Annotated in this window: 22 protein-coding genes; 9 read left to right on the top strand and 13 right to left on the bottom strand. The window is 69.8% G+C overall.

Annotated features, from left to right (window positions below; genetic code table 11):
- Nucleotides 1–30 precede the first annotated feature (30 nt).
- Together BCR15_RS06145 and pgm are read left to right on the top strand one after the other, a co-directional pair.
- Nucleotides 31–924, top strand: coding sequence for a tetratricopeptide repeat protein (locus BCR15_RS06145; RefSeq protein ID WP_068751309.1), 894 nt, complete (start codon nt 31–33; stop codon nt 922–924).
- Nucleotides 925–970: 46 nt separating this feature from the next.
- The gene (pgm, locus tag BCR15_RS06140; protein ID WP_068751308.1) at nt 971–2,590 is read left to right on the top strand and encodes a phosphoglucomutase (alpha-D-glucose-1,6-bisphosphate-dependent); all 1,620 of its coding nucleotides are present in this window, start codon (nt 971–973) and stop codon (nt 2,588–2,590) included.
- Nucleotides 2,591–2,593: 3 nt separating this feature from the next.
- On the opposite strand, the gene BCR15_RS06135 is transcribed toward pgm, so the two are convergent.
- A complete protein-coding gene (locus tag BCR15_RS06135) occupies nt 2,594–3,154 on the bottom strand; it encodes a PH domain-containing protein (RefSeq protein ID WP_068751307.1) in 561 nt (186 codons plus the stop codon).
- 1 nt (nt 3,155) lies between these two features.
- Entirely contained in the window at nt 3,156–3,311 is a 156-nt protein-coding gene (locus BCR15_RS14920) for a hypothetical protein (protein ID WP_176715194.1), read from the bottom strand.
- 137 nt (nt 3,312–3,448) lie between these two features.
- Here BCR15_RS14920 and mce point away from each other — a divergent pair, with 137 nt between their 5' ends.
- From mce to BCR15_RS06105, 6 genes are all read left to right on the top strand, one after another.
- A complete protein-coding gene (mce, locus tag BCR15_RS06130) occupies nt 3,449–3,898 on the top strand; it encodes a methylmalonyl-CoA epimerase (RefSeq protein ID WP_068751306.1) in 450 nt (149 codons plus the stop codon).
- Between the two features lie 97 nt (nt 3,899–3,995).
- Nucleotides 3,996–5,057, top strand: a complete 1,062-nt coding sequence (locus BCR15_RS06125; RefSeq protein ID WP_068751305.1) for a DivIVA domain-containing protein — start codon at nt 3,996–3,998, stop codon at nt 5,055–5,057.
- Entirely contained in the window at nt 5,054–6,256 is a 1,203-nt protein-coding gene (locus BCR15_RS06120) for an AI-2E family transporter (protein ID WP_068751304.1), read from the top strand. The genes BCR15_RS06125 and BCR15_RS06120 overlap by 4 nt, the downstream gene beginning before the upstream one ends.
- Nucleotides 6,257–6,279: 23 nt before the next feature.
- Nucleotides 6,280–6,975 (top strand): endonuclease NucS, encoded by a 696-nt coding sequence (gene nucS, locus BCR15_RS06115; protein ID WP_068751303.1) that lies wholly within the window; start codon nt 6,280–6,282, stop codon nt 6,973–6,975.
- On the top strand, nt 6,912–7,250 hold the full coding sequence (locus BCR15_RS15560) for an Rv1322 family protein (RefSeq protein ID WP_500809112.1): 339 nt from the start codon (nt 6,912–6,914) through the stop codon (nt 7,248–7,250). Before nucS ends, BCR15_RS15560 begins: the two co-directional genes overlap by 64 nt.
- The gene (locus BCR15_RS06105) at nt 7,247–8,020 is read left to right on the top strand and encodes an alpha/beta fold hydrolase (protein WP_068751301.1); all 774 of its coding nucleotides are present in this window, start codon (nt 7,247–7,249) and stop codon (nt 8,018–8,020) included. The genes BCR15_RS15560 and BCR15_RS06105 overlap by 4 nt, the downstream gene beginning before the upstream one ends.
- Nucleotides 8,021–8,032: 12 nt before the next feature.
- Here BCR15_RS06105 and BCR15_RS06100 read toward each other — a convergent pair whose 3' ends face one another.
- Complete coding sequence (locus BCR15_RS06100) at nt 8,033–8,719, bottom strand: peptidylprolyl isomerase (protein WP_068751300.1); 687 nt, start codon at nt 8,717–8,719, stop codon at nt 8,033–8,035.
- On the opposite strand from BCR15_RS06100, the gene BCR15_RS06095 reads away from it, so the two are divergent.
- On the top strand, nt 8,718–9,323 hold the full coding sequence (locus BCR15_RS06095) for a cob(I)yrinic acid a,c-diamide adenosyltransferase (RefSeq protein ID WP_068751299.1): 606 nt from the start codon (nt 8,718–8,720) through the stop codon (nt 9,321–9,323). The genes BCR15_RS06100 and BCR15_RS06095 overlap by 2 nt on opposite strands.
- Here BCR15_RS06095 and BCR15_RS06090 read toward each other — a convergent pair.
- From BCR15_RS06090 to BCR15_RS14915, 10 genes are all read right to left on the bottom strand, one after another.
- Nucleotides 9,320–9,781: a DUF2550 domain-containing protein gene (locus BCR15_RS06090; protein ID WP_068751298.1), complete on the bottom strand. Its 462-nt coding sequence runs from the start codon at nt 9,779–9,781 to the stop codon at nt 9,320–9,322. The genes BCR15_RS06095 and BCR15_RS06090 overlap by 4 nt on opposite strands.
- 80 nt (nt 9,782–9,861) lie before the next feature.
- Nucleotides 9,862–10,269: a F0F1 ATP synthase subunit epsilon gene (locus BCR15_RS06085; protein WP_068751297.1), complete on the bottom strand. Its 408-nt coding sequence runs from the start codon at nt 10,267–10,269 to the stop codon at nt 9,862–9,864.
- A gap of 2 nt (nt 10,270–10,271) precedes the next feature.
- Nucleotides 10,272–11,723 carry a F0F1 ATP synthase subunit beta gene (atpD, locus tag BCR15_RS06080; RefSeq protein ID WP_068751296.1) on the bottom strand — a complete coding sequence of 484 codons (1,452 nt, stop codon included), beginning with the start codon at nt 11,721–11,723 and terminating at the stop codon, nt 10,272–10,274.
- Between the two features lie 23 nt (nt 11,724–11,746).
- Entirely contained in the window at nt 11,747–12,646 is a 900-nt protein-coding gene (locus BCR15_RS06075; RefSeq protein ID WP_068751295.1) for a F0F1 ATP synthase subunit gamma, read from the bottom strand.
- A gap of 4 nt (nt 12,647–12,650) precedes the next feature.
- Entirely contained in the window at nt 12,651–14,288 is a 1,638-nt protein-coding gene (atpA, locus tag BCR15_RS06070; protein ID WP_068751294.1) for a F0F1 ATP synthase subunit alpha, read from the bottom strand.
- Nucleotides 14,289–14,305: 17 nt separating this feature from the next.
- Nucleotides 14,306–15,103, bottom strand: a complete 798-nt coding sequence (locus BCR15_RS06065; protein WP_068751293.1) for a F0F1 ATP synthase subunit delta — start codon at nt 15,101–15,103, stop codon at nt 14,306–14,308.
- Nucleotides 15,100–15,645, bottom strand: a complete 546-nt coding sequence (locus BCR15_RS06060; RefSeq protein WP_068751292.1) for a F0F1 ATP synthase subunit B — start codon at nt 15,643–15,645, stop codon at nt 15,100–15,102. Before BCR15_RS06060 ends, BCR15_RS06065 begins: the two co-directional genes overlap by 4 nt.
- Before the next feature lie 8 nt (nt 15,646–15,653).
- Nucleotides 15,654–15,872: an ATP synthase F0 subunit C gene (locus tag BCR15_RS06055; RefSeq protein ID WP_068751291.1), complete on the bottom strand. Its 219-nt coding sequence runs from the start codon at nt 15,870–15,872 to the stop codon at nt 15,654–15,656.
- 55 nt (nt 15,873–15,927) lie between these two features.
- The gene (gene atpB / locus BCR15_RS06050) at nt 15,928–16,713 is read right to left on the bottom strand and encodes a F0F1 ATP synthase subunit A (RefSeq protein ID WP_068751290.1); all 786 of its coding nucleotides are present in this window, start codon (nt 16,711–16,713) and stop codon (nt 15,928–15,930) included.
- A 17-nt stretch (nt 16,714–16,730) separates the two neighbouring features.
- On the bottom strand, nt 16,731–16,895 hold the full coding sequence (locus tag BCR15_RS14915) for a hypothetical protein (protein WP_176715193.1): 165 nt from the start codon (nt 16,893–16,895) through the stop codon (nt 16,731–16,733).
- Nucleotides 16,896–16,987: the final 92 nt, after the last annotated feature.

The raw sequence follows: 16,987 nt of genomic DNA, 5'->3' as shown, positions 1-16,987 counted from the left end.
CGGGCCCAGGTGTGCGGCCAAGATGGACCCATGACTTCTGCTGCGTTCTCGCGCCCCGGCGCCGTCGACCTCTCGTCCCTGTCCCAGCCCGCCCCCGCGTCGGGCGGCTACGTCATGGACGTGGCGGAGGCCGACTTCCAGGCGGTGGCCGCCAAGTCCTCGCAGTACCCCGTCATCCTCGAGTTCCACTCGCCGCGCGACCCCAACGGGAGGGTCGTGTCCGACACGCTGGCCGAACTGGTCAACGCGGCCGGCGGCAAATTCCTGCTCGGCCGCGTCGACGTCGACGCCGAGCCGCGCGTGGCCCAGGCCCTGGGCGTCCAGGCCGTGCCCACCGTCGTCGCCGTCGTGGGCGGCCAGCTGGCCCCGCTCTTCCAGGGCACCAAGTCCCGCGAGGAGATCTCGGCCATCCTCGACCAGATCGCCCAGCTGGCCATCGCCAACGGCATGACGGGACGCGCGCAGCCCGTCGCAACAGCCGGCTCCCCCGATGTGGCGGAGGCCCCCGCCGGGAACCCCCGGTTCGCCAAGGCCGACGCGGCACTCGAGGCCGGCGATTTCGAGGCCGCCGTCGCGGAGTTCGACGCCCTGCTCAAGGAGACTCCCGGCGACGCCGAGGCCCTCGCCGGCCGCGCACAGGCCGCGCTGCTGGTGCGCAGCGCCGGCTTCGACCCCGCGACGATCGTGGCGCGCGCTGAGGCCGGGCCCACCGACGTGGCGGCCCAGCTGGACGCGGCCGACCTCGAGATCATCCAGGGCCGCTACGAGGAGGCCTTCGACCGGCTGCTGGGCCTGGCCGGGCAGCTGCCGGCCGACGAGCGCGACCCCATCCGCGTGCGCCTGCTGGAGCTGTTCGAGGTCGTCGGGCGCGCCGAGCCGGTCGTGCTGAAGGCGCGCCGCCGGCTCGCCAGCGTCCTGTTCTGATCGGCGGAGGCTCCCCGGCGCCAGCCCCCGCCACTAGGATGGCGCCATGGCACACGAGCGCGCCGGGCAGCCGGCCCAGGACCAGGACCTGATCAACGTCGACGAGCTTCTCGCCGCCTATCACGACCGCACGCCGGACCCGGCCAACCCGGACCAGATGGTGGTCTTCGGCACGTCGGGGCACCGCGGCTCGTCGCTGGACACGGCCTTCAACGACCTGCACATCGCCGCCACCACGCAGGCCATCGTCGAGTACCGCCGCGCCCAGGGCACCAGCGGCCCTCTGTTCATCGGCAAGGACACGCACGCGCTCTCGCTGCCCGCCTGGACCACGGCCATCGAGGTCCTGGCGGCCAACGGAGTGGAGATCTGCGCCGAGCGCGAGGACGAGTACACCCCGACCCCGGCGGTGTCGCGGGCGATCATCCGCTACAACCGCGAGCACTCGGCGCAGGCCGACGGCATCGTCGTGACGCCGTCGCACAACCCGCCCCGTGACGGCGGGTTCAAGTACAACCCGCCCAACGGCGGACCCGCCGACTCGGACGCGACGACCGTCATCGCGGCCCGCGCCAACGAGCTGATGGCCGACCCGTCCGCCATCCGGCGCATCTCCTACGCCTCGGCCGAGGTCAACCGCTACGACTACCGCACCCCGTACTGCCAGGAGCTGGCCACCGCGATCGACCTCGACGCCATCAAGGCCTCGGGGCTCGTGCACGGCGCCGACCCGATGGGCGGCGCGTCGGTGCAGTACTGGGAGCACCTGGCCGAGCTCGGGCTACCGATCACGGTCGTCAATCCCGCCGTCGACCCGACGTGGCGCTTCATGACGCTCGACACCGACGGCAAGATCCGCATGGACTGCTCGTCGCCCGACGCGATGGCCTCGCTCGTGGGCAAGCGCGACGCCTTCTCGGTGTCCACGGGCAACGACGCGGACGCCGACCGGCACGGGATCGTCACGCCGGACCACGGCCTGATGAACCCCAACGCCTACCTGGCCGTGGCGATCAGCTACCTCTTCTCCCACCGCCCGGGGTGGGCGGCCGACGCGGGGATCGGCAAGACGCTCGTGTCGTCGTCGATCATCGACAAGGTCGCGGCGAAGCTCGGGCGTCGCCTCGTCGAGGTGCCCGTCGGCTTCAAGTGGTTCGTGCCCGGCCTGACCGACGGCTCCATCGGCTTCGGCGGCGAGGAATCGGCCGGCGCCTCCTTCCTGGCGCGCGACGGCTCGACGTGGACCACCGACAAGGACGGCATCCTGCTGGCCCTGCTCGCCTCCGAGATCATCGCAGTGACCGGCAAGACGCCGTCGCAGCTGTACGCAGAGCTGGAAGCCGAGTTCGGCCGCTCCTACTACGCCCGGGTGGACGCCGACGCCAGCCGCGAGCAGAAGGCCCGTCTCGGCCGCCTCGGCGCCAACGACGTCACCGTCACCGAGCTCGCCGGCGAGCAGATCACCGCCGTCTTGTCCCATGCTCCGGGCAACGGCGCCGCCATCGGCGGGATCAAGGTCACCACGCCCAGCGCATGGTTCGCCGCCCGCCCCTCCGGCACCGAGGACAAGTACAAGATCTACGCGGAGTCCCTCAAGGGCGCCGACCACCTGGCCGCCGTGCAGTCGGCCGCCAGGGACCTGGTGGACCGGGCGCTGGGCGCCTGAGTCTCAGAGCCCGTCGGCGTCGTTCGGGTCGTCCAGCACGATGGGATCCATCCGCATGACCTGACGCAGCCCGGACCGCTGGATGACCCGCTGAATGGTGAGGTCGCGGCGGTCCGGGTCGCCGACGTAGCGGATCTCGCGCAGTCCCTGGCCCTGCGCGGCCGACTCGAACACGAAGTGCCCGTAGCCAAGCACCTGGCCCATGAGCGAGCGGTACATGGAGATATCGAGGATCCGCGTCATGGGCATGGTCGCCAGCGACCGGTCGAAGACGCCGTGCACCCGGAAAACACGCATGTTGGTGATGACGAAGCGGTCCATGCGCTGCACGTGCACCTTCCACAGGCCCACGACGAGCGCGGCCACACCCAGGACCAACGGAACCGCGTAGTAGTCACCGGCCCACACGGCCGTCCAGAACAGCGGGATGCTGAGCGCGGCCAGGGCGTACCACCAGAACGTCGCCGCCCAGTGCTTGCGCACCTCGTCGATGATGACCTCGCCCTCGTCCACCAGCAGGTGGCCCTGGACGTCGGGCTCGACCAGGCCGCGCCAGACGTTCACCTCACGCGGCCAGCGTGGTGAAGAACCGTCCGATCGCCTCGAAGGCCCCGAAGAACGCGCGCACGGCCTCCGCGGCGGCCTCAGGGCGTGTGAACAGGTAGAACAGCACGAATGCGGCGATGAGCAGCAACAGGGCCTTCTTCACCCAACCGATCACGAGCGGCCTCCTCCTCACAGGGTCTCGGGCAAGTCTGCCCGACGTGCGCAGACTCTCCGGGACGACGCGCCGACCGACGCCCACGAGATCCCACCCCGCCGTCCTCGTGCGGCACCCCGTGTGGAAGACTCGTGGCCATGGACAACTCTGATCTTTTCATCTGCATCGATCACGTCGGCCTGGCCGTCCCGGACCTCGACGAGGCCGTCAAGTTCCACGCCGAGGCGTTCGGCTGGCGTGAACTCCACCGCGAGGTCAACGAGGAGCAGGGCGTCGCCGAGGCGATGCTGGGCACCGGCGAACAGGGCGAGGAGAACGCGAAGATCCAGCTCCTGGCCCCCCTGCGTGAGGACTCGGCCATCGGCAAGTTCCTGGCCAAGAACGGCCCCGGCATCCAGCAGCTGGCCTACCGCGTCGCCGACCTCGACCACGTCAGCGCCGTCCTCCGCGAGCGGGGCCTGCGCCTGCTGTACCCCGAGGCCAAGCGCGGCACGGGCGGCTCCCGGATCAACTTCGTCCACCCGAAGGATGCCCGCGGCGTGCTGCTGGAGCTCGTCGAGCTCCCCAAGGAGCCGGCGGCCCACTGAGGCTGACGATCACGGGGCGGAACGCGCGGCGTTCCGCCCCGTGCCGTGTCAGCGGGAGGGGCTAGGCTCGTCCTGGATCTGACCGAAGGAGCATCCGATGCCTGAGTTCGACAGCGAAGAGACCGGGCTGAACCTGTTCGACGACCGAGCCACGGCCGCGGGCAGCTTCCCCCACTCGATGCTGGGCTACGACCGCCACGCCGTCGACACCTACGTCCGCGAAGTGGAATCGAAGGTCAGCCAGCTGAAACTGCAGGTGCGGGAGCGGACCCGCGAGCTCGAGTTCGTCCGTGCCGAGCAGGGAACGACCGACTTCACGCGCCTCGGCGCCCACGCCACAGGGCTGCTCCGCGCGGCCGAGGCGCAGGCGGCCGACATCGTCGTCCAGGCCGAGAACGAGGGCGAGCGGATCAAGACGGAGGCCCGCCGGACCGCGGCGTCGCTGCGCGAGTCCGCCCAGCAGGAGGCTGACGACGTGCGGCTCACCGGGCTCGCCGGGCTGCGCGAGCTGCGGCAACAGCAGGCCCAGGCCGGCAAGGAGGCCCTGGAGACCGCCCGGCGGGACGCCGATCTCATCGTCGCCGACGCGCGCATCAAGGCCGACGGCATCGTGGAGGCGGCCACGACCCGCGCATCGGCCATCGTCGACGCCGCCACCGCTGAAGCCGAGCGCGTCCGGCTCGAGGCCCAGCGCACAGCCAGCGAGCTCCGGCTCGCCGCCGAGCGCGCCGCCGAGGAACAGGCCGCCGCCACCGCACAGGCGGCCGCCGAGGCGGAGCGCGTCGTCACGGAACGCCTCGCGCGCACCGAGCAGGACGGCTCGGACGTCCAGGCACGGGTCGCCGCGGCCCGTGAGGAGGCCCAGCGGATCCGCGCCGAGGCCGTGGCCGCGGCCGAGGAGATCAGGCTCGCCGCCATGCGGGAGAGCGAGGAGACCCTGGCGATCCTGCGCACCCGCACCCGCGACGCCGAGGCCGCGCTGGAGGAGCGCATCGCGTGGCGCAAGGAGCAGCTCGAGCGCGAGATCGGCACGCTCGAGGGGCGCCGTCGCGCGGCGCTGGCCCAGCTCGGGAATCTGCGCGCGCTCGCGGAGGAGTCGAGCGCCGGGTTCGAGGACTCCCCCACCACTGTGATCCGGAAGGATGACACACCCCAGTGACCGACCCCAGCGCCCCAGCCGCCGTCCCCGAGCCGGCGCCGAGGCCACACCGTTCCCTCCTCGGGCGCGCCGCGACGAAGGTCCGGCGAGGGGCGCGCACCCTCATGACACCGACGCCGGAGCCGGTGATCGTCCCCGTCCCGTTCACGCCGCCCCCGCCGGAGGAGAAGCCGCGCTGGCCGTCGCCGTTCCTCTTCGGCTTCATGGGTGCGCTCGGCGTCCTCATGGCCGTGGCTCTGGCCCAGGCCGTCCTGACCGTCCAGAGCGTCCTCATCCTCGTCGTGCTGGCGCTGTTCCTGGCTCTGGGGCTCAGCCCCGCCGTCGAGTTCCTGCGGCGTCGGCGGGTCCCCCGCGGGTTCGCCGTCACCATCGTGGCGGTGACGCTGCTCGCGGTCATCGCCCTCGGCGTGACGGCGCTGGTGCCCATCCTCACTGAGCAGACCGCCACCCTCATGCGCAACCTGCCCGGCATGCTGCAGAACCTGGCGCGGCAGCCCCAGATCGCGCAGTGGGAGGAGCAGTACCAGATCACCAGCACCGTGACGGAGTTCTTCTCCTCGGGCGCCCTGCTGGAGAACCTGTTCGGGGGCCTGTGGGGCGCCGGCCGGCTGGTCGCCAACCTGGTGTTCTCGGTGATCGTCACGCTGGTGCTCACCATCTACTTCCTCGCCTCCCTGCCCACGATCAAGGAGACGATCTACTCGCTGGCTCCGGCCAGCCGGCGCCCCCGCACCCGCTACCTGGCCGAAGAGATCTTCCGCGGCGTCTCCGGCTACATCACCGGCATGTTCGTCATCGTCTCGGTCGCGTCCGTGAGCGCCTTCATCTTCATGAACATCGCCGGACTCGGCAGCTACTCCCTGGCGCTGGCCTTCGTCGTGGCGATGTTCTGCTTCATCCCCCTCGTCGGCTCCTCGCTGGCGATGGCGAGCGTCGCGATCGTCGGCTTCGCCGTCGACCCCACCATCGGTATCGCCACCATCATCTACTTCCTCATCTACCAGCAGTTCGATGCGTACGTGCTCTACCCGACCGTGCTGAAGCGCACCGTCAAGGTGCCGGGGGCCCTCGTCGTGCTGTCGGCCATCATCGGCGGCATGCTCTTCGGCGTCATCGGCGCCGTCATCGCCATCCCCACCACGGCCGCGCTGTTGCTGCTCCACCGCGAGATCGTGCAGCCCGCGTTGGACGCCGCCTGACCCGCACTTGGTAGGGTGGCGGCGTGCGTCTCGTGGTTGCGAAGTGTCAGGTCGATTACGTCGGCCGGCTGACGGCGCACCTGCCGATGGCCACGCGCCTCATCCTGGTCAAGGCCGACGGGTCGGTCTCGGTCCACGCGGACGACCGCGCGTACAAGCCGCTGAACTGGATGAGCCCCCCGTGCACACTGCAGGTGGAGGCACCTGACCCGGACGCCGCCGCGAGCATGGGGGTCACGGAGGTCTGGCAGGTGCGCGCCAAGGACGGCGACACCCTCCGCATCTCGGTGGCCGACGTGTTCCACGACTCCGCCCACGAGCTGGGTGTCGATCCGGGCCTGCAGAAGGACGGCGTGGAGGCCCACCTCCAGGCGCTGCTCGCCGACCACCCCGCCACGCTCGGCGACGGGCTGAGCCTCGTGCAGCGCGAGTATCTCACCCCCATCGGCCCGGTCGATCTGCTCCTGCGCGACGACCGTGGCTCCTACGTCGCGGTGGAGGTCAAACGCCGCGGCGAGATCGACGGTGTCGAGCAGCTGACCCGCTATCTCGAGCTCATGAACCGCGACCCCCACCTCGCCCCCGTCCGCGGCATCTTCGCCGGCCAGCAGATCAAGCCGCAGGCGCGCACCCTTGCCAGCGACCGCGGCATCGAGTGGCGGCTCATCGACTACGACGCCCTGCGCGGGCTCGACAACGCCGACGAGCGGCTCTTCTAGTGGCCCGCCGTCCGTCCAAGCACCTCCGTGCGCCGCGCCCCCTCCTCTCGGGCGGCTCGCAGCGGCGGGAGAGCCGGGGCGGCCGCACCTGGATCGTCCGCGACGTCCCCGCGCACCGGGCGGTCAAGGAGTACCGGTGTCCGGGCTGCGACCAGCGCGTTGCTCCGGGGACCCCGCACCTGGTCGCGTGGCCCGACACGCCGCCACTCGGCGCGGAGTCCGGGCTGGAGGTCCGGCGCCACTGGCACCCACACTGCTGGCGGCTGCCGCGATGACGCTGCACGAGATGGTCGTCGGCTCCGGCCCCGCGCACGCCGTGTTCCTCCACGGGCTTTTCGGGCAGGGCAAGAACTTCGGCACCGTCGCGGCACGGCTCGGCGATGTGGCCACCTGTCACCTCGTCGACCTGCCGAACCACGGCCGGTCGTCGTGGACCGAGACGTTCACGCTGGACAACCAGGCCGACGTCGTGGGCGACTGGCTCGAGCAGCGGTTCGGCCATCCGGTGGCGCTGATCGGTCACTCGCTGGGCGGCAAGGTCGCGATGCGGCTGGCGCTGCGGCGGCCCGAACTCGTGGACCGGCTCATGGTGGTCGACATCTCGCCCGCCCGCAACGTCGCGGCCGCGCAGTTCGTCAACCTGGTCGCGGCGCTGCGGACGCTGGATCTCGACTCGCTGACCAGCCGCACGCAGGCCGACGAGGAACTCTCCGAACTCATCCCCGACGACGTCGTGCGGCGCTTCCTGCTGCAGAACCTGCGGCGCAAGGGCGACACCTGGTTCTGGCAGGCCAACCTCGACCTGATGGGCGACTCCCTGCACGCCGTCGGCGGCTGGCCCGCCATCGACGGCCACTTCGACGGCCCCGTGCTCTGGGTCAACGGCGGGCGCTCCCCCTACGTGCAGCCCGAGCACCTGGAACCGATGCGCCGGCTGTTCCCGCGCGTGCTGCAGGTGACGCTCAAGAAGGCGGGGCACTGGGTGCACGCCGACGACCCCGACGGCTTCGTCGCGGTGGTGCGGCACCTCCTCGCGGACGCCTGAGGCGGGCCGCCGTCAGCCCAGGGACACCGACTCGATGCGGGCCTCGGCGTTGGGCGATGTCTGGTCCGTCCCGTCGACGCCCTGCGCAGCGATCCCTGCCACCACGTCGAGTCCGGCCTGATCCATGGTGCCGAACACCGTGTACTCCGGTGGTAGCGGCGTGTCCGCCCATACCAGGAAGAACTGGGAGCCGCCGGTGTTCGGCGGCTGCCGCTTCGCCATGGCGACCGTCCCTGCCGGGTAGGTCGGCGGCGGGTTCAGCTCATCAGGGATGGTGTAGCCGGGCCCGCCGGTGCCGGTGGCCGTCGGGTCCCCGCACTGCAGGATGAAGATGCCGTAGTCAACGAGGCGGTGGCACTCGGTGTCGTCGTAGAACCCCTGCTCGGCCAGGGACACGAACGAGTTGACGGTGCACGGCGCCGTGGCCCGGTCGAGCGTCAGGGAGACGTCCCCGGCGGTGAGGTGCAGCGTGACCCCGACGGTCCCCTGGTCGGACACGTTCTCGCTGCGCGGCGGGTCCACGGGCCGCGCGGGCTCCCCCTCGGGCGGGTACTCACAGGTCACGCCGGCGCCGCCGGCCACCGCGTCGCCTGCCGAGTCGTTGGCGTTCTGACAGCCCGTCGCGAGGAGGGCCAGGACGGCGAGGAGGGCGAGGGGTCGGATGCGCACGGCGTCCAGCTTGGCATAGATTGAGGCCATGGTCACACTGTCGAAGATCTACACCCGCACCGGCGACGCCGGCTCCACGAGGCTCTCGGACAACTCCGAGGTGCGCAAGACGGACCTCCGCGTCGAGGCGTACGGCCAGGTGGACGAGGCGAACGCCACGATCGGCGTGGCCCTGGCCATCGGCGGCCTGCCGCCGCGGGTCGTGGAGATGCTGCAGCTGATCAGCAACGAGCTCTTCGACGTCGGCGCCGACCTCTCGACACCCCTGCATCCGGCGCCCGCCTGGCCGCCCCTGCGGATCGAGCAGTCCTCCGTCGAGCGCCTGGAGGGGTTCTGCGACGAGCTGCAGGAGGGCCTGCCGGTCCTGCGCAGCTTCATCCTGCCCGGCGGCACCCACGCGGGGGCCCAGCTACACGTGGCCCGCACCGTGACGCGCCGCGCGGAGCGGGCGGCCTGGCGCTGCGTCGAGGAGCACGGCACGGACCCCGAGGGGGGCGTCAACATGGCCGCCGTCACCTACCTGAACCGGCTGTCGGACCTGCTGTTCATCATGTCGCGCGCCGCCAACGGCACCGACGGGGAGATCCTCTGGGTGCCCGGCACCGACCGCGAGAAGCCGGAAGGGGCGCGCTAGCGCGGCGAGTCCGCGCTGCCCGGGAGATAGTGGCTGCCGGGCGGGGCGGACTCCAGCCAGCTCATCAGGGCCAGGACCTCGTCGCGCGACATCGCCAGGGTGTGCAGGTGACCCGTCACCCGGTCCTTGACCGTGACGATGATGGAGTCGGCGAACAGCGCGATCGCCTCGAGGCCCTCCGGCTTGCGCTGATGCACGTACGTGGTCCCCGCCCGCTGCAGAACCAGCTTGGGGGTCAACCCGAGGGAGAAGGACCGGAACCACTCGAGGTTCTCGCCACGGTATCGGGCCACGCCCAGGGCCCACCCGTGGCCGGGCGTGTCGTCGCGGACGCGATGGGCGCAGTCGAACAGGCCGCCCTGGCCGGTGAGCCAGCGGCGGCGGAGGTAGAGCAGGGCGAACGGCAGCAGAATCAGCGCGACGATGACGACCGTCGTGACGATGAACTGCCACGGCATGCGGCCCCGATCCTCCTCCTGGGGCACTGCCCCACTATGCGTTCAGGGCAGCCCCCGCGGGGGCCGCCCTGAACGGTGTGCTAGGTCGTGGCTCTCTCGCCGGCGCGGATCTGCGCCTGGAGGATCCTCAGGTGATGGAGCTCGTCGTCGTCCGCGTCGCCCTGCATGGCCCTGGCCTCCAGGGTGGACGCCTCACGCCGCGCCTCCTCCAGCCCGACCTCGTGCCCGAGCGTCGCCACCTGGGCGAGCACGGAGACGCGGTTGTGGGCCACGGAGATGAAGCCCTCGTCGACGGCCAGCGACTCGCTGCGTCCGTCGGCGGTGACGATCTCCACCACGCACGGGACGAGGACGGCCAGCAGCGGCTCGTGGCCGGGCAGGATGCCGATGTCGCCCTCGACGGTGCGCGCGATGATGTTGACCGACTCGCCGGACCAGACGAGCCGGTCCGCCGCGACGACCTCGACTTGCAGCGGGGGTCGCGACACGATCAGTTTTCCTTCTGGATCTTCGACCAGTTGGCCATGACGTCGTCCATGCCGCCCACGTTGAAGAACGCCTGCTCCGCGATGTGGTCCACGTCGCCGCGGGTGATCATCTGGAACGCCTCGATGGTGTCTGCCAGCGGCACCGTCGAGCCGGGGATGTTGGTGAACTTCTCCGCCATGTAGGTGTTCTGCGACAGGAACTGCTGGATGCGCCGGGCCCGGTTGACGACGATCTTGTCCTCCTCGGACAGCTCGTCGACGCCGAGGATGGCGATGATGTCCTGGAGTTCCTTGTTGCGCTGCAGGATCTGCTTGACGCGCACCGCGGTGTCGTAGTGCTCCTGACCGATGTACTGCGGGTCGAGGATGCGGCTCGACGACGACAGCGGGTCGACGGCCGGGTACAGGCCGCGCGACGCGATCTCTCGCGACAGCTCCGTGGTCGCGTCCAGGTGGGCGAACGTGGTGGCCGGGGCCGGGTCGGTGTAGTCGTCGGCGGGCACGTAGATCGCCTGCATCGAGGTGATCGAGTGTCCCCGGGTCGACGTGATCCGCTCCTGCAGCTGACCCATCTCGTCCGCCAGGTTCGGCTGGTAGCCCACGGCCGACGGCATACGGCCCAGCAGCGTCGACACCTCGGAACCCGCCTGCGTGAAGCGGAAGATGTTGTCGATGAACAGCAGCACGTCCTGGTTCTGGACGTCGCGGAAGTACTCGGCCATGGTCAGCGCCGACAGCGCGACCCGCAGACGGGTGCCCGGGGGCTCATCCATCTGTCCGAAGACGAGCGCGGTGTCCTTGAGGACGCCGGCCTCCTCCATCTCGTTGATGAGGTCGTTGCCCTCGCGGGTGCGCTCCCCCACTCCCGCGAACACCGAGGTGCCGCCGAAGTTGTGGGCGATGCGGTAGATCATCTCCTGGATGAGCACCGTCTTCCCGACGCCGGCGCCGCCGAACAGGCCGATCTTGCCGCCCTTGACGTAGGGGGTCAGCAGATCGAGGACCTTGATGCCGGTCTCCAACATCTCGGTGCGCGGCTCGAGCGTGTCGAACTTCGGAGCCGGGCGGTGGATGGGCCAGCGCTCGGTGATCTCGATCGTCGACGGGTCCACGTTGAGGACGTCGCCGGTCACGTTCCAGACGTGGCCCTTGGTGATGTCGCCGACGGGCACGGAGATGGGGGCGCCGGTGTCGCGCACCTCGGAACCGCGGCGCATGCCGTCGGTGGGCTTCAGAGCGATCGCGCGCACGAGGTTGTCGCCGATGTGCAGGGCCGTCTCCATGGTCATGGTGCGCTTCTCGCCCATCACCTCGGTGTCCACGAGCAGCGCGTTGCCGATCTCGGGGATCTGGTCCGCTGCGAACTCGACGTCGACGACGGGGCCGATGACGCGGGCGACACGACCGACACCACCGGTGGCGGCCGGCGGAGTCTGATTGACAGTGGCAGTCATGAGTTCCTCATTCGTTCGAAGGCTCATTCGGACAGCGCCGAGGCGCCGCCGACGATTTCAGTGATTTCTTGGGTGATCTCGGCCTGGCGGGCCTGGTTCGCCTCGCGCGTCAGTTGCTCGATGAGCGACTGCGCGTTGTCGGTCGCGGACTTCATCGCCCGCTGCCTGCTGGCAAGCTCCGACGCGGCCGACTGCAGCAGCGCGCTGTGGATGCGGTTGGCCACGAACAGCGGCAGCAACGCATCCAGCACCGTCTCGGCGTCCGGCTCGAAGTCGTAGAACGGGTTCAGCTCCTCGCTGCCCCGGTCCGGGCCGGCAGGCGCGTCCTCCACCACGAGCGGCAGGAGGCGCACGGCCGCCGCCGTCTGGGTCAGCATGGAGACGAACCTCGTGTACACGACGTGGAGCTGGTCCACCCCGCCGTCCTCCGTCGGCCGGAGGAACTGGTCGAGCAGCACCTTCGAGATCTCGCGGGCGTTGTCGTACGTCGGGCGATCCGAGAAGCCGGTCCAGCTCTGCTGGACGGGACGGCGGCGGAAGTCGTAGTACGCGACGCCCTTCTGGCCCGTGATGTACATCACGACTTCCTGGCCCTCGGCCGTCAGCTTCGCGTGCAGCTGCTCGGCCGCCTTGATGACGTTGGCCGAATAGGCGCCGGCGAGGCCGCGGTCCGAGGTCACGAGCAGGATCGCCGACCGCTTGGGCTGCTCCACGTCGACGAGCAGCGGGTGCTCGATGTCGTGGACGCTCGCCAGCGCCGACACGGCCCGGACGAGTTCCCGCGTGTACGGCAGGGCCGCCCGCGCCGCGTTCTGCGCCTTGATGATGCGCGACGCGGCGATGAGCTCCATGGCGCGCGTGATCTTCTTGGTCGTGCTCACCGACCGTCGACGCTCGCGGAGCTCCCGCAGACTGCTACCCATGGACTCAGCCCCGCTTCTGGCGGACGATCGTCTCCTGGCCGATCTGCTCGTCCGCGAGAGGCTTGTGCTCCTCGTGACCGACCAGAAGCTTGCCCTCGGAGGTGCGGAAGACCCGCTTGAAGTCGGCCAGCGCCTTGGCGGTGGACTCCTTCGCCTCGTCGCCGAAGACATTGGTCTCGGCGATCGACTGCAGCACGGTCGCGTTGTGGCGCAGGTGATCGAGGAACTCCTGCTCGAAGCGCAGCACGTCGTCGACGGGGACGTCGTCGAAGTGGCCCTCGATGCCGGCCCACACGCTGACGACCTGGTCCTCGACCGGGTACGGCGCGTACTGGCCCTGGCGCAGCAGCTCGGTGAGCCGGGCGCCGCGGTCCAGCTGGCGCCGCGTCGCGGCGTCGAGGTCCGAGGCGAACATCGCGAAGGCCTGCATGTCGCGGTACTGCGCGAGGTTGATCTTCAGCGAGCCGGCGACCGACTTCATGGCCTTGATCTGCGCGGCGCCACCGACACGCGACACCGACACGCCGACGTCCACGGCCGGGCGCTGGTTCGCGTTGAACAGGTCCGACTGCAGGAAGATCTGGCCGTCGGTGATCGAGATCACGTTGGTCGGGATGTAGGCCGACACGTCGTTGGCCTTCGTCTCGATGATCGGCAGGCCGGTCATCGATCCGCCGCCCAGCTCGTCGGAGAGCTTGGCGCAGCGCTCCAGCAGGCGGGAGTGGAGGTAGAACACGTCACCGGGGTACGCCTCGCGGCCCGGGGGCCGGCGCAGCAGCAGCGACATGGCGCGGTAGGCCTCGGCCTGCTTGGTCAGGTCGTCGAACACGATGAGGACGTGCTTGCCCTGGTACATCCAGTGCTGGCCGATGGCCGAACCCGAGTAGGGGGCGATGTACTTGAAGCCTGCCGGGTCCGAGGCGGGCGAGTGCACGATCGTGGTGTAGTCGAGCGCACCGGCCGCTTCGAGCGTGCTGCGCACCTCGGCGATCGTCGAGCCCTTCTGGCCGATGGCCACGTAGATGCAGCGCACCTGCTTCTTGGGGTCGCCCGACTCCCAGTTGGCCTTCTGGTTGATGATCGTGTCGATCGCGATGGCGGTCTTGCCGGTCTTGCGGTCGCCGATGATCAGCTGGCGCTGGCCGCGGCCGATCGGGATCATCGCGTCGATGGCCTTGAGCCCGGTCTGCAGCGGCTCGCGGACCTCCTGGCGGTCCATGACGCCGGCGGCCTGCAGCTCGAGGGCGCGACGGCCGTCGAGGTCGGTGATCTCGCCGAGGCCGTCGATCGGGTTGCCCATGGCGTCCACGACGCGGCCGAGGTAGCCGTCGCCGACGGGCACCGACAGCACGTCTCCGGTGCCGTGCACGACGGAGCCCTCGTCGATGCCCTCGGAGTCACCGAGGACGACGACGCCGATCTCGCGCTCGTCGAGGTTGAGGGCGATGCCCAGGGTGCCGTTCTCGAAGCGCAACAGCTCGTTCGCCATCGCGGAGGGCAGGCCCTCCACACGGGCGATGCCGTCGCCCGAGGTCACGACGGAGCCGACCTCGGTCCGGGATGCGGCCTGGGGCTGGTAAGACTGGACGAAGTCGTCCAGCGCACTGCGGATCTCGTCCGGACTGATGGTCAGTTCAGCCATTGCGTTTCTACTTTCGTCTACGAGGTGATGAGTTGACGGCGGACCTGGTCGAGCCGCGCGGCAACGGTTGCTTCGAATACGTCGTCTCCGAGCGCGACGTTGATGCCGCCGAGCACGGAGGGATCGACCTCGACCTGCAGCGCCACGGGGCCGCCGGCCTGGGCTTCCAGTGCCCGCCTGAGCCGAGCGAGGCGCGCCTCGTCGAGGGGCCGGGCGACGGTGACCTTGGCGATCTTCTCGCCGGCCAGGTCGGCCGCCATCTCGAGGATCTCGCCGACGGTGCGGGCGTAGTTGCGCCGCCGGGTCCGCACGGTCCGCGCGGCGAGCGCGCGGGTCACGGGATGCACCTTGTCGGCGATGAGCCGGTCGATCAGCTCCTGCTTGGCGTCGACGGGGTACGTCTGGTTGCGCAGGGTGCCCGCGAGCTCCGGGTTGGAGTCGATGGTCAGGCCGAGCGTGTGCAGTTCGTCCGACACGCGGTCGATGTCGCCGGTGCGCTGGGCGTCGAGCAGCGACAACCGGACGGCCTGCCGCTCCAAGCCCGCAACCATGTCCGCGCCACTGTTCCAGGACGCCTTGACGGCCTCGGTCAGCACCGCCAGCGTGGCGGCCGACACGCGACCCCCCAGCAGGCGCGTGGCGAGCCCCGACCGGTCCTCCACGGAGGCCGACGGGTCCGACAGCGAGCGACGCAGCATCGGCTGGCCGTCGAGGAGGTCGACGACGGCGAACAGCTCTGCGGCCGTGGTGGCATCGGTGGGGATGCCGTCCACGGTCGCGTCGAGTCCAGCGGGTGCGGCGCCGACGGCCATCATCGGGCCTGACCCGCCGACTCGAGCTCAGCCAGGAACCGGTCGACGGTGCGCATGGCGCGCTCGTCGTCGGTCAGGGACTCGCCCACAATCTTGCCGGCGAGCGTGGTGGCGATGCCGCCTACCTCACCGCGCAGGTCGTGCACAAGCTGGGACCGCTCGGCCTCGAGCTGCTGGCGCCCGGCGTCGAGAATCCGCTGCGACTCCTTGGCCGCCTTTTCCCGAGCCTCCGCCACGAGGGCGGCCGACTGGTTCTTGGCGTCCTCGCGGATGCGCGCGGCCTCTTCGCGGGCTGCGCTGAGCTGGTCGTTGTACTCGGCCAGCGCTGCCGCCGCCTTGGCTTCCGCCGCGGCCGCCCGACGCATGCCGCCCTCGATCTTGTTCGTGCGCTCCTCGTACATCTTCTCGAAGGCCGGAACGACGACCTTCCACATGAGGAGGAAGATCACGAGCATCAGCAGGATGCCGGCGATGATCTCCGAGAGATAGTGGGGCATCAGCGGCCCCAGGTCGATCTCGAGAAGCGCCCCGGTGAAGGGGAACATGGCGGGGCTCAGAGGACGAACGCGAGGGCGATGGCGATGATGGCGAGCGCCTCGACCACGGCGAAGCCGATGAAGGCGGTGCCCATCATGGCGCCGCGGGCCTCAGGCTGCCGCGCCGTGCCGTTGATGACCGACGCGAAGATCCAGGCGACGCCGAGGGCGGGGGCGATCGTGGCGATCGCGTAGCCGATCATGTTCAGCGAGCCGGAGATTTCCAGGAGGGACATTGCTTTCCTTTCGGATGGCTGCCCGTCAGCGGTTACTGACGAGGAGTCGGTGGACTCAGTGCGCCTCGGCGATCGAGGACGACACGTACTGGGCGGTGAGGACGGTGAAGATGTAGGCCTGCAGGGCGCCGATGAACAGCTCCAGGCACAGGATGATGATGCTGAACGCGATCGAGACCACGCCGGACACGTTGTAGAAGAGGTTGTCGGCCTGCGACACCAGGTACCCACCGCCGACGACGAACACCAGCACCACGAGGTGGCCGGCGAAGAGGTTGGCGAAGAGACGCAAGGCCAGCGTGATGGGGCGCGTGATGAAGGTGGCCAGGAACTCCAGCGGCACGACCAGCGGGAGGAGGTAGCCGGGGACGCCCTCGGGCACCAGCGACTTCTTGAGGAATCCCCCCACACCCCACTTCTTGAAGCCCGCCCCGACGTAGATCAGCCACGACAGGATGGCCAGGCCGTAGGCGTAGCCGACGTTGGAGAAGGTCGGGTACATGAAGAAGAACATCTCGCCGAACCAGTTGTTGACCAGCAGGAACGAGAAGAGGCCGAGCAGGTACGGCAGGAACTTCTTGAAGTCGTGGTGCAGGATGTCGCGCGCGATGCCGTTGCGCACGAACTCGTAGACGTACTCGGCGAGGAACTGGCCCTTGGTCGGCTGGACCTTCAGGTTCCGCGACGCCCACCACCACAGGCCCATGACGATCAGGGCGCCGATGATGGCCTGGATGAGCGGCTTGTTGACCCAGTCCGGAAAGACGCCCGGCCAGACCGAGTACCACAGGAAGTCCTCGGTGCCCGGCGGATGGTATTCGCCTCCGCCGGTGGTCTCCATCGGAAGTAGCCCCAGTGTCACGTACCGCTCCCGTATCGCTTGATGATGATGTAGATGCTGCTCACCAGACCCAGGATCAGGCCGAGTGGCAACAACCACGAGGTCTGCAAGAAGTAGTCCCCGACCCAGCCGAGACCACCGTAGAAGATGAGCCCGCTGAGCAGATAACTGAGGACGAGCATGCCGTCGTCGGCGCGCCTAGGTCCTTCTGGCGCATTACCCGTCGGTGCGTTGCCCATCTCGTGAGTGAGCCTAGCGGAAACGGGGCGGCGAA

Source organism: Tessaracoccus lapidicaptus, from assembly GCF_001693815.1.
GTDB lineage: Bacteria > Actinomycetota > Actinomycetes > Propionibacteriales > Propionibacteriaceae > Arachnia > Arachnia lapidicapta.
This window is presented reverse-complemented; position numbering and strand designations above follow the sequence as displayed.